General features: G+C 67.9%; 10 protein-coding genes and 1 pseudogene. 4 read left to right on the forward strand and 7 right to left on the reverse strand.

Annotated features, from left to right (window positions below; genetic code table 11):
• The first annotated feature begins 64 nt into the window (after positions 1–64).
• Complete coding sequence (locus tag ACP7AG_RS15980; RefSeq protein WP_426032007.1) at positions 65–1,120, forward strand: endo-1,4-beta-xylanase; 1,056 nt, start codon at positions 65–67, stop codon at positions 1,118–1,120.
• Between the two features lie 100 nt (positions 1,121–1,220).
• Here ACP7AG_RS15980 and ACP7AG_RS15985 read toward each other — a convergent pair whose 3' ends face one another.
• Positions 1,221–1,493 carry a GNAT family N-acetyltransferase gene (locus ACP7AG_RS15985; RefSeq protein ID WP_426013156.1) on the reverse strand — a complete coding sequence of 91 codons (273 nt, stop codon included), beginning with the start codon at positions 1,491–1,493 and terminating at the stop codon, positions 1,221–1,223.
• 120 nt (positions 1,494–1,613) lie between these two features.
• Positions 1,614–2,804, reverse strand: a complete 1,191-nt coding sequence (locus ACP7AG_RS15990) for an acetyl-CoA C-acyltransferase (protein WP_426032009.1) — start codon at positions 2,802–2,804, stop codon at positions 1,614–1,616.
• Between the two features lie 303 nt (positions 2,805–3,107).
• On the opposite strand from ACP7AG_RS15990, the gene ACP7AG_RS15995 reads away from it, so the two are divergent.
• Positions 3,108–3,611: a winged helix-turn-helix transcriptional regulator gene (locus tag ACP7AG_RS15995; protein WP_426013159.1), complete on the forward strand. Its 504-nt coding sequence runs from the start codon at positions 3,108–3,110 to the stop codon at positions 3,609–3,611.
• Positions 3,612–3,816: 205 nt separating this feature from the next.
• Here ACP7AG_RS15995 and ACP7AG_RS16000 read toward each other — a convergent pair.
• The 5 genes and pseudogenes from ACP7AG_RS16000 to ACP7AG_RS16020 all read right to left on the reverse strand — a co-directional run.
• Positions 3,817–4,047 (reverse strand): annotated as a pseudogene (locus tag ACP7AG_RS16000) (hypothetical protein); the annotation flags it as partial.
• Between the two features lie 172 nt (positions 4,048–4,219).
• Positions 4,220–5,443, reverse strand: coding sequence for a tRNA 2-thiouridine(34) synthase MnmA (mnmA, locus tag ACP7AG_RS16005; protein WP_426032011.1), 1,224 nt, complete (start codon positions 5,441–5,443; stop codon positions 4,220–4,222).
• Positions 5,444–5,590: 147 nt separating this feature from the next.
• Complete coding sequence (locus ACP7AG_RS16010) at positions 5,591–6,514, reverse strand: flagellin (RefSeq protein WP_426032013.1); 924 nt, start codon at positions 6,512–6,514, stop codon at positions 5,591–5,593.
• A gap of 9 nt (positions 6,515–6,523) precedes the next feature.
• Complete coding sequence (gene flgK, locus ACP7AG_RS16015) at positions 6,524–8,638, reverse strand: flagellar hook-associated protein FlgK (RefSeq protein ID WP_426032015.1); 2,115 nt, start codon at positions 8,636–8,638, stop codon at positions 6,524–6,526.
• 3 nt (positions 8,639–8,641) lie between these two features.
• Positions 8,642–8,791, reverse strand: coding sequence for a hypothetical protein (locus ACP7AG_RS16020; protein WP_426013166.1), 150 nt, complete (start codon positions 8,789–8,791; stop codon positions 8,642–8,644).
• Positions 8,792–9,041: 250 nt separating this feature from the next.
• On the opposite strand from ACP7AG_RS16020, the gene ACP7AG_RS16025 reads away from it, so the two are divergent.
• Together ACP7AG_RS16025 and ACP7AG_RS16030 are read left to right on the forward strand one after the other, a co-directional pair.
• Positions 9,042–10,724 (forward strand): flagellar hook-length control protein FliK, encoded by a 1,683-nt coding sequence (locus ACP7AG_RS16025; protein WP_426032017.1) that lies wholly within the window; start codon positions 9,042–9,044, stop codon positions 10,722–10,724.
• 11 nt (positions 10,725–10,735) lie between these two features.
• A complete protein-coding gene (locus ACP7AG_RS16030; RefSeq protein ID WP_426013169.1) occupies positions 10,736–11,431 on the forward strand; it encodes a flagellar hook assembly protein FlgD in 696 nt (231 codons plus the stop codon).
• Positions 11,432–11,436 lie beyond the last annotated feature (5 nt).

Consider the following 11,436-nt stretch of genomic DNA (forward strand, 5'->3'; position numbering starts at 1 on the left):
CAGCCTCTATTCGCCGCGCCCGGAGCCCGGGACAGGCACATGTGCCTGTCCCGGTCCGTCGCGCTTGCACCGCCTAGACCGCCGCGCGGTGCTGACAGGCGCCCTGGCCCTGTCCGCCTGCGGCCCCGGCGCCAAGAGCCAGACCGTCCCCGCGGACCTGCCGCCGCTGAAGACCATGGCGCCCTTCCGGATCGGAACCTGCGTCCAGGCCCTGCATCTGGACGACCCGGCGCTCGCCGGGCTGGTGGCCCGCCAGGTCAGCCAACTGACCCCAGAGTGGGAAATGAAGATGGAGTACATCGTCCAGCCGGACGGCTCTTTCCGCTTCGACGCCCCCGACCGCATCGCCGCTTTCGCCCGCGCCCACGGCATGGGCCTGCTGGGCCACACCCTGGTCTGGTACGCCCAGGCCCCGCCGGCCTTCCAGGCGCTGGACGAGAGCCGCATCAAGTTCGTCGACGCCTATCGCAACTACATCCTGGCCGTCGCCGGTCGTTATCGCGGCCAGGTGGTCGGCTGGGACGTGGTCAACGAGGCCGTCGCCGAGGACGGTAACGGCTGGCGCGACAGCCTGTGGTCCCAGAAGCTGGGAGCCTTCGAACACATCGCCCTGGCCTATCGCACCGCCCGCGAGGCAGACCCGCAGGCCGTGTTGCTGCTCAATGACTACAATCTTGAATACAATCCGCGAAAGCGCGCGACCTTCCTGAAGCTGGCCGAACGGCTGCTGTCCTCCGGCGCGCCGCTGACCGGCCTGGGAACCCAGATGCATGTCGCCGCCGATATCGAGCCCAGCAAGATTCGCGAGATGATGCGCGACTTGGCCAGCCTGGGGCTGCCGATCCACGTCTCCGAACTCGACATCTCGCTGAGCGAGGCCGAGAACAAGCTGCTGTCGCGATCGGATTTGCAACGTCGCCAGGCGGCGGTCTATGGCGAGACCGCGCAGGCCTTCATGGCCCTGCCCGAGCGCCAACGCTTCGCCTTCACCCTATGGGGCCTGCGCGACCGGGACTCGTGGCTGCGCAAGGCCCACCCCACCGACGCCCCCGCGCCGTTCGACGACGCTGGACGGCCCAAACTCGGCGCTGCGGCTCTGGTCGAGGCGTTCCGGGGCTAGAGCATTTCCCGACCTGACTGCGTCAGGCCGTGAGCTCTAATCTTCTGTTTTGACGCATTTTTCTTCCCGCGAACCGGAACCACTTCGCTCGAAAAATGCTCTAGCCGGCGATCATCTCGGGATCGTTCCGGCGCAGCCAGGCGGAGGCATAGCTGCACATTGGCACGATCTTCATGCCCTCGGCCCGGGCAGTCTTGGTCACCTCGCCCATCAGGCGTCCGGCCGCGCCGGTGCCGCGCAGGGCGGGGTCGGCCTCGACATGGGCGATCACCAGGCGAAGGCCGCTGCGCTGGTAGTCGGCGAAGGCGATCAGGCCATCGACCTCCAGTTCGTAGCGGCTCTTGGCGGGGTTATGGCTGAATGCGTCGGTCATCAGGGGTGAACGCGGATCATAAGAAGAGGATGCGGGGTGCGGTTGGGGACACACACTCATCCCACGGCTCGTGGCTTGTTGGCGACGGACGCGGCACGAGTGTGTATCCCCGTCAGCAGCTCAAACCAGCTCTATCGCCATCGCCGTGGCCTCGCCGCCGCCGATGCAAAGCGACGCCAGGCCCTTCCTGCCGCCGCGCGCCTGCAAGGCCGCGATCAGGGTGCAGAGGATGCGCGCGCCCGAGGCGCCGATCGGGTGGCCCAGGGCGCAGGCGCCGCCATTGACGTTCAGCTTCTCCGGATCGATGCCCAGTTCCTGCTGGGCGATCATCGCCACCACGGCGAAGGCCTCGTTGACCTCGAAAAGATCGACCTCGGCGACGCTCCAGCCGGCCTTGGCCAGGGCCTTCTTCATGGCCGGCACGGGGGCGGTGGTGAACAGGCCCGGCTCGTGGGCGTGGGCGGCGTGCGACACGACGCGGGCGACGATCGGCAGGCCCAGACGCTGGGCGACGCTCTCGCGGGTCATTACCAAGGCGGCGGCGCCGTCGCTGATCGACGAGGAATTGCCCGCCGTGACGCCGCCGTCGCGACTGAAGGCCGGGCGCAGGGTGGGGATCTTGGCGGCGTCGGCCTTCAGCGGCTGCTCGTCTTGCGTGACGGTTTCGACGCCCTTGCGAGTGGCAATGGTCACCGGCGTGATCTCGCCGGCGAAGGCGCCCGAGGTCACCGCTTGCTGGGCCTTGGCCAGGCCGGCGATGGCGTAGGCGTCCATGGCGTCGCGGTCGAACTGATAGGCCGCCGCGCTGTCCTCGGCGAACGAGCCCATCAGCTTGCCGGGCGAGTAGGCGTCCTCCAGCCCGTCCAGGTACATGGAATCCCACATCTGGTCGTGGCCGATGCGGGCGCCGGCGCGGTGTTTGGTCAGCAGGTAGGGGGCGTTGGTCATGCTCTCCATGCCGCCGGCCACGATGATCTCGGCGCTGCCGGCCAGCAGGGCGTCGTGGGCCATGATCGCGGCCTGCATGCCGCTGCCGCACATCTTGTTGACCGTCGTGGCCTCGACCGACAGCGGCAGGCCCGCGCCCACAGCCGCCTGGCGGGCTGGCGCCTGGCCAAGGCCTGCGGGAAGGACGCAGCCCATGAAGATCTGCTCGACCAGTTCGCCCGACACGCGCGCCCGCTCGATCGCCGCCTTCACGGCCGTCGCGCCCAGCTCCGTGGCCTTGGCGCCGGCCAAGGCGCCCTGGAAACCGCCCATCGGCGTGCGAGCGAACGAGACGATGACGACGGGATCAGAGACATTGGACATGGATAAACTCCGGCCTTGGAAATTCGTGGCGGAATAAACCCCCTTGGGCGCGGCTGGCGCAAGGGTCTCGCGCAAAAAGCGGCCGGCGATGGGAGCGGATGTCCTTGGCCGTAGGCAGAAATCGGCAAAGCCGATTTCTGATTCAAAAAGTTGGAACGCGATAGCCGTCGAAACCGGGTTCCACTTTCGACTATCGCGCTCCGCAGGGGGCAACTGAGACAGTCAATTGCTTTAAGAAACCTACGTCGTTCGTCTGCAAAAGCAACCCTTGCATTCCCCCGCGGAAGGCTTCACCTTCGCGTGATGGGCCGCACCGCTGACTACACCAACGAACGTTGCTCGATCGCAGCCACCCTTGAGGTGGTCGGAGACCCCTGGACTCTATTGATCCTGCGCGACGCCTTCCAGGGCGTGAAGCGCTTCGAGCAATGGCAGGAACGCCTGGGCGTGGCCCGAAACGTGCTGGCCGCGCGGCTCAAAAGCCTGGTGAGCAACGGCGTGCTGGAGCCCCGCCGCTATTCCGAGCGCCCGCCGCGCCAGGAATATGTGCTGACCGCCAAGGGCCGCGCCCTGTCGCCGGTGCTGCTGACCATGGCCGAATGGGGCGACCAGCACGTCTATGGCGTCGGCAAGGGACCCGTCCACTTCGTCCACAAGACCTGCGGCCACGACTTCCACCCGCACCTGGCTTGCGAGGCGTGCGGAGCCATGGTCGAAGGCCGCGACCTGACCCGCGTGGTCCACGACCAGCCGGCCATGACGGTCGGCGAGGCGCTGGAAGCCTCGGTCGCCATCGCGGCGGCGTGAGTGACGGCCCACGGGTATCGAAATCCTCGAACACGTCCAGCAACTCGAAGGCCGACAGGGCGAGGCCCCCATAATCCAGGCCACTGACCGCCTGGCCGATGCGCACCCCCTGGGCCTTGGGCGAGGTCCCGTGGTGATCGGCGTCGAACACCGACTGCAGGACACGCCAGGCGGCGAAGGCGGCCAGGCCGCAGCCGACGGCGGTAATCAGTACGTATCCCAGGGGCCAGTCCGCCCAAGCGCGCAACACGCCGTCGCGCCCTCGGCGCTGGGCGCTGGGCGCTGGGCGTCCGATCCGTGGCGGGCCAGCAACACGATGGCGCCAATGCCCAGATACACCAGGCCCCGCGCGGCAAAGCCAAGGCGCGAGGCGATCTCGATGAGCTTGGGCAGGTCCAGCCGGCGCCGCTTGATGTCTGCTTTCCTGAACGCGCATGAGGGCGCGGGCGCCGCTAACGGTCAGGTCGAAATGGTGTTCCGGGCACGGAGGCTGGCATGGTGCGAAGCATGGCGTCCTGGCCTCAGATCGCCGCTCTCAAATCCCCTCATCCCGACTTTCGCCAAGATGAGGAGAATGGAGGACGGTTTCGCTGTGAATCGAACCGATTCTATAGCGCGATCTGGGCCCGTTCCGTGGCCACGATGAAGCCGCCGCCCAGCACGCGTTCGGGATCGGCGGGGTCGTAGAGCACGCAGGCCTGGCCGGGGGCGACGCCCTCTTCGAGCCCGTCGAACACCAGGCGCGGCTGGCCATCGACCAGGGCCAGATGGCCCGGGACGGGTTCGCGGGTCGAGCGAACGCGGGCCAGCATCGGCGCGCCAGCCGCAGCGGCGGCTTCCAGGCTGTCCTCGGCGCCCAGCCAGTTCGCCTCCTTCAGCGATAGCGCCTGGGTCAGCAGCGCCTCGCGCGGCCCGACGATCACCTGGCGCTTGTCGGCGTCGATCCTGACCACGAACAGCGGGTCGCCGACCGCGATGTTCAGGCCCCGGCGCTGGCCGATAGTGTAGCGGGTGACGCCCTCGTGGCGGCCCAGCACGCGGCCGTCGATGTGGACCAGGTCGCCGGGGATCGCGCCGTGCGGCCGGATGCGGTCGATCACCGTGGTGTACTTGCCCTCGGGCACGAAACAGATGTCCTGGCTGTCGGGCTTGTCGGCCACGGTCAGGCCCAGGGCGGCGGCCACCTGGCGCACCTGGCTCTTGGGCATGCCGCCCAGCGGGAAGCGCAGGAATTCCAGCTGCTCGGCCGTGGTGGCGAACAGGAAGTAGCTCTGGTCCTTCGAAGGATCGGCCGCACGCCGCAGCTGCGGGCGGTTGCCGCCGCCGGTCATCGTCCGCTGCACATAATGCCCGGTCGCCATGGCCTCGGCGCCCAGATCCCGCGCGACATCCAGCAGGTCGCGGAACTTGACCGTCTGGTTGCAGCGCACGCAGGGGATCGGCGTCTCGCCGCGCAGATAGGCGTCGGCGAACTCCTCGATCACCTGTTCCTTGAAGCGGCTCTCGTAGTCGAGAACATAGTGCGGAATGCCGATCCGCTCGGCGGCCATCCGGGCGTCCAGGATGTCCTGGCCGGCGCAGCAGGCGCCTTTCTTGGTGATCGCCGCGCCATGGTCATAGAGCTGCAGGGTGACGCCCACCACGTCATAGCCGGCCCGGGCCAGCAGGGCGGCGGTGACGGTGGAGTCCACGCCCCCCGACATCGCCGCGACGATCCGCGTCCCGACCGGCAGGCCGACGGCCGCGCGCGCCTGCTCGACGGCGCGGTCGAGGATGGCGGGGTCGGTCTTGGCTGTGTCGAAGGTGGCGATGTCGGCGTCCATCGCCGCCATATAGCGGTTTGGGCTGCGTTTTGCGAGGTTGTGTAGGGAACGCTGACGCCGCCACCGTCACGATGCGTATTCGCATCGCGGCCACCTCCCCCGCTTTGCGGGTGAGGTGGCCGCGATGCGGACGGAGGGGGCGTCCTGCGCCTTTGACTACTTCAGCACGTTCAGCAGCGACGAGTTCTGCAAGGACGCGAACACCTGGGCCGAGGCCTGGACGGCCAGCTTGGCGGATTCCAGGCGGGTGATGGCCTCGGCCATGTCGACGTCGGTGATGCCGCCGACCATGGTCTTCAAGGTGTCGGCCTGGTTGGAGAGGTCGGTCTTGGCGGTGTCGAAGCGCGCCTGGTTGAGGCCATTCTTGGCCTGGTCGGTCGTCAGGGTGGTCTTTACGCCGTCGAAGGTGGGCAGCAGGCCGGACAGGAAGGTGGACTGGGCCTGGGTCAGCTTGCCGGTGAACGGGCCGTTGACGTCGACATAGGCCTGGACCTGCTTGAAGGCGTTGAACACGCCGGTGCCCAGCTTGTCGGCCAACACGCCGGTGTCGACCGAGGTGGTGTCGTCGATGCGGTTGCTGGTGATGTATTGGTCGTTCTGAAACAGCGAGGCGGTGCTGGCCGCGGCGGTCAGGTCGGGCATGCTGGTGGCCGTGGTCGCTTGGGTGTCGGACTTGGCGCCCGAGAACAGGTAGCGGCCGTTGGACTTGGCGTTCAGCCCCTGGATCACATCGCCAAACGCGCCGCTCAAGGCCTGCATCATGGTTTCGGCGCTGCCGGCGGCGACGGCGTTGGCGATCGAGTCCCGCGCGCTCTGCATGCCGTCCGAGATCTGGCCGATCGAGGTGTCCTGCATGTCCAGGCGATTGGCGACCTGGGTGGACTGCTCCAGGAAGCCGGCGACCTTGGCTTGGGCCGAGCGCATGGCGGTCAGCACCTCCGCGTTCTTGGCGTAGCCCTTGAGGTCGGTGGCGTTCTTCTGGCTGGAAACCTGCTCGCCGGCGATGTTCTGCAGAACCTGCGCGCGCATCAGGTTGCTGGTCATCACGCCGAAATTGCCGGAGGTGGAGACGCGGGTCATGGCTTAACCTCAAACGATGCCGACAAGGACATCGTACATGTCCTTGGTCGCCTGGATCAGGCGGGCGGAGGCGTTGAACGCCTGCTGAAAGGTGGTGAGATTGACGAGCTCCTCGTCGAGATTGACGCCCTCCTGCGACTGGCGCTGGGCGTTGACCTCGGTCTGGACGGACTCGGCGGCTTCCTTGCGGCTGATCGCGGCGGCCGACTTGCGAGCGATCGAGCCGCTGAAATCGGCAGCGTAGGTCAGGACGCTCTTCTTCGACCCCGCCGCGTCGCCGGCCTGGGCGAAGCTGGCGAGGCTGTCGCCGGCCTTGGCCAGGGCCAGGGCTCCGCGGCCATCGCCGACCGCCAGGGCAGGCGCGCCGCCCGCCACGGTCAGGTTGAGTTTGGCGAACGGCAGCCTGGACGGGTCGGACTTCATCGCCGGATCGACCTTGTACAGGCCGCCCCGCGTGCTGCGCTCGCTCAGGCCCACGCCGAACAGCTGGCTGAGCGAAGGACCCGAGACGCCGCGCTGGGTGGTGTCTTCCACGACCGACAGGCTGACGGGCGAGGCGGTGTTGGAGGTGAAGCTCAGCTCGCCCTTCGCGCCGAGGGCGAAGGCGCCATAGAGGCCAATGCCGTTGTTGCGCGAGTTCAGCGCGTCGATCGTCTCCTGCATCGTGCCCGTCCCCGTGGGGATGGTCACCTGCACGTCGCGGATACGGCTGCCGTCGGTGTCGGTCATCCGAAGCGTGATGGTCTGGCCAGGCGCGAAGCCGCTCTGGTCGCTGGCGACCATGCCTGTCTCGTAGGGCGAGTAGCCGCTGTTGCGGACCACGTCATTGAGGCCAAAGAACTGGCTGAAGCCCTTGCCGGCCTTGGTCGAAGGGGTGGTGGCGTCGTCGGCGATGGCGATGCCGTTGGTCGAGAGCGTGGTGTTGAGGCTCAGCGACCCATTGGCGAAGGAGGCCGTGGCCGTACCGCCCAGGGCGGTATTCAATTGAGTGGTGAAGTTGGCGTTGGTGAAGGCCGGCCCGGCCGCGCCGTTGACCGTCATCGTCCCGGCGGTGAAATCCACATCGACGCGCTGGACGATCGCGCCCGCAGCGTTGGTCACGGCGATGGTGGTCTTGCCGGTGAAGTTCTTGAAGGCGGTGGCCGGATCCAGGCCGGTGTTCTTGCCGGTCATGGTGGCCGGGGCGGGGACCGAGCTGGAGGCGTTGGAGGCGCGGTTCAATTCCTCGGCCGCCCGGCTGACGAATTCGCCCAGTTGGTCCGAAAGGTTTGGCAGTTCCTTGTTGCGCAGCTCCAGCAATCCCTGGATCTCGCCGTTGGCGACATACAGCGGCAGGGTCTGTCCACCGCTGTTGGCGGTGGTCACGGTCAGATAGCCGTTGGCCGGGCCCGATTGATTGTAGGTCACGGTCGCCGGGCCGTTGTCGGCCAGGCTGACGCCTTCAGCCGAGCGGACGATGACGCCGCCATTGGCCCGGTCGCTGACCTGCACGTCCATATAGGTTGAGAGCTCGTCGATCAGGCCGCTCTGGATATTCTCCGAGCCGGTGCCGTCGGCGCCGGCCATCTTGGCGCGGGTGATATCGACGTTGAGGGAGTCGATCTGCTTGAGCAGGTCATTGACCCGATCGACGTCGGCGCCCAGGCGGTTGTCGGTGTCGGTGATCTGGCCCGACAGCGACGCGGTGATGCGCTTGCTCTCGCTGAGGAAATTGTCGAGCTGGGTCGTGGCGGTGCTGCGCAGCAGGGTCGAGGACGGCTCGGCGACCGCAGCCGAGAAGGCCGTATAGACGTCGTCGAGCGTCGAGAAGTAGTTGCTGGCGGCGCTGGGGTCGCCAAACAACTTCTGGGCGTTGTCCATGGCGGTAGCGATGGCGTTGGCCTTGCCGGCGCCGGACGCCCCGTTCAGGCTGGCGGCGGCCATGAACTTGTCGGTGGCGCGCTTGATGGCGTCAACATTGACGCCCACGCCCATGCCGTTCGACACCAGGTTCGACTGGGCGATCGTCTTGCGGACATAGCCCGGCGTATTGATGTTGGCGACGTTGTCGGACGTGACGCGCAGGCCCGTCTGGGCCGCCATCATGCCCGAGGTCGCGATATTGAGGATGGTGTTCAACGACATCGGCTATTCTCCAGCCCACTCGGCAAACCACGAACGGCATGACGCGGCCTTGCCCGGCGAAAACTGCCGGGCGTGGCGGGGGGCGACCCCTTCGATCATGTGCAAGCCATTGAATTTCATGGCGTTCCGTTCCTGACGCAGCGTGAGCGACACGACCCTATCCGCAAGGAGGGCGCCAACTGCGGGGGCGGCAGGGCGACGCGGCAAGCCACGCCCCTTTCAGCGTGTTTGGCCCGGCAAAAAGCGCCGTGGTCTGTCTATCCGAAGTGGTAAACGCTTCATTAAAGCGAGTAAAACCAACAGGTTGCATGATTTTGGCGAGTTGGCCCGACCGTTGCTGTTGGAGAACCGGATCAAGGCGTCCCTTTCGGAACCGCCATTCACCGTGGACTTCATCCGCCGCATGAACGCGATCGCTGCTCCCACTCCCGTTCCCTCGATCCCGGCGCCCGTCGTCGGGACGCAGGACAAGGATACGGCCGAAGGCTTCGGCGCGCTGCTGGCCCAAGCCGGAAGCGCGACAGCCGCCAATGACAAGGCCGCTCCGCGAGACACCAAGCTGCAGGACAGCAAGGCCGCCGCCGACCGGGCCGCTGATCGCGCCGCCGACGCCAAGTTGGCCGAAAAGGTCGCCAACAAGGCTTCCGACCGCGCCAACGACGCCAAGGCGTCAAGCAAGACGCCCGACACCAAGGCGGCCGACAAGACCTCGGGCAAGCTCGACACGCTCAAGACGTCTTCCAAGGACAACGCCGACGGCAAGCTTGCCGACAGCCAGGACCAGACCGCCGACACGACGGACGCCGACGGGGTCAAGGACGCCCGGGTCGCCGACGCCACCGCCGGGCAAGCCGCCGCCGCCGCCCAGGCCGCCGCGGCCCTGATCGCCGCCATGCAGGTCGCCCAGGTCCCGGCGCTTAACCCGCTCGCCGCCGCCGCCCAGGCCGCCACCGCCGCCGACGCCCTCACCTTGGCCACGGACGCCGCGCCGACGACCCCGGTCGCGGTCTCCGCCGCCCTGGCCACGCCGGCCGAGACCGCGCCGGCTGCGGACCTGCCGGAAACGCCGGCCGCCTCGGCGATCGACCTGGCCGCCGCTGCTGTCGCCCAGGCGGCGACCCCCGGCCCGGCGGCGAAGACCGCCAGCGCCGCCGCGACGGCCGCGCCCCCGGCCTCCACACCGGTCAGCGACACCGTCGAGGCCGCCCTCGCCGCCCTCGCCCCGCCCACCGGCACCATCCCGCCGCCGCCCGCCGCCGCGCAGGCCGCGCAGGCTGCGGCGCGCCAGGTCATCGCTCCAGAGATCGCCTCGATCAGCGGCAAGATCGTCAAGGCGGTTGAGGAGAAAGCGCCCGCCGCCGCCGCCGCGACCAACACCGTCGCCGGCGCCTTGCAGGACGCGGTCGAGGCGACCCTGGCCGAAGCGGTCCAATCGGCCCACGCCGCCACAACCGGTCAAGGCGACGCCGACACCGGCAAGGACAAGAGCGGCGCCCAGGGCGCGGCCCTGGCCGAGGCCGCGCCGGCCGCGGCGCCCGACGCTTCGGCCCCGACCTTCGTCGCGCCAGGCACCACCGCCGCGCCGGCGCCCGCCCCGATCGCCGCGACGCTGGCCAAGGCCGCCGTGACGCCGGAGACGGTCAGTCACCTGACGACCGAGATCACCGGCAAGGCCCAGCTGGGTAAGACCAGCCGCTTCGACGTCGTGCTGCAGCCGGAAGGCCTGGGTCGCGTCGATGTGCGCATCGAGATCGCCAAGGACGGCAAGCTGACCGCCGCCCTGAACTTCGACAACCCGCAAGCCGCCGCCGACATGCGCGGCAAGTCGGGAGAGTTGCGCCAGGCCCTGGCCCAAGCCGGCTTCATCGTCGCCGACACCGCCCTGAGCTTCGACACGTCGAGCCAGAACGGCGGCCAGAACCAGAACGCCTTCTTCAACTTCCAGGGCGGCGAGAACGGCCGTCAGGCCTTCAACGGCCGCGCCTTCCAATCGGCGCTTGGCGAAGACCTGCCCACCATATCTCCGTCCGCCCTGTTGCCCGGCCTGCGCGTCGCCGAGCGCAGCGGCGTCGACGTGAAAATCTAGGAGAGACCGCCATGGCCGTCGCCGCTACCAACACCACCAGCAACACCGCCACCGACAAGATCAACACGTCGCGGACGTCGCTCGCCAGCAACCAGCAAACCTTCCTGAAGCTGTTGACCACCCAGCTGAAGAACCAGGATCCGCTGGCGCCGACCGACACGGCCCAGATGACCAGCCAGATCACCCAGATGACCGGCGTCGAACAGCAGTTGGTGACCAACGAGCTGTTGACCGCCCTGGTTGGCATGAATTCCGGGGGTGGCATCAGCGAAGGCGTCAACCTGATGGGCAAGCAGGTCACCGCCGAGACCGCCAAGTCGGTGCTCAAGGGCGGCGAGGCCAGCTGGAGCTACACCCAGAGCCGCGGCGGCACCGGCGTAAAGATCGAGGTCCTCGACAAGTTCGACAAGGTCATCGCCACCGTGCTGCCGGACGACATGGCCAGCGGCGACCACACCTTCAAGTGGGACGGCAAGAGCGCCGATGGCGTCAAGCAGCCGGACGGCGGCGCCTACACCATCAAGGTCACGGCCACCGACGCAGCCGGCTCGGCCATCCCGACAACGGCCAAAGGCCGTATCGAAGGCGTCGTCACCAAGGTCACCAACGAAAGCGGAACCAACATGGTCTGGATCGGCGACACCAAGGTGCCGCTGGACTCCGTGATCGGGGTCACCAACGCCCCGGTCGCCACCGCCACGACCTGACACGT

Origin of the sequence: Caulobacter sp. DWP3-1-3b2 (assembly GCF_049896325.1) — a bacterium.
GTDB lineage: Bacteria > Pseudomonadota > Alphaproteobacteria > Caulobacterales > Caulobacteraceae > Caulobacter.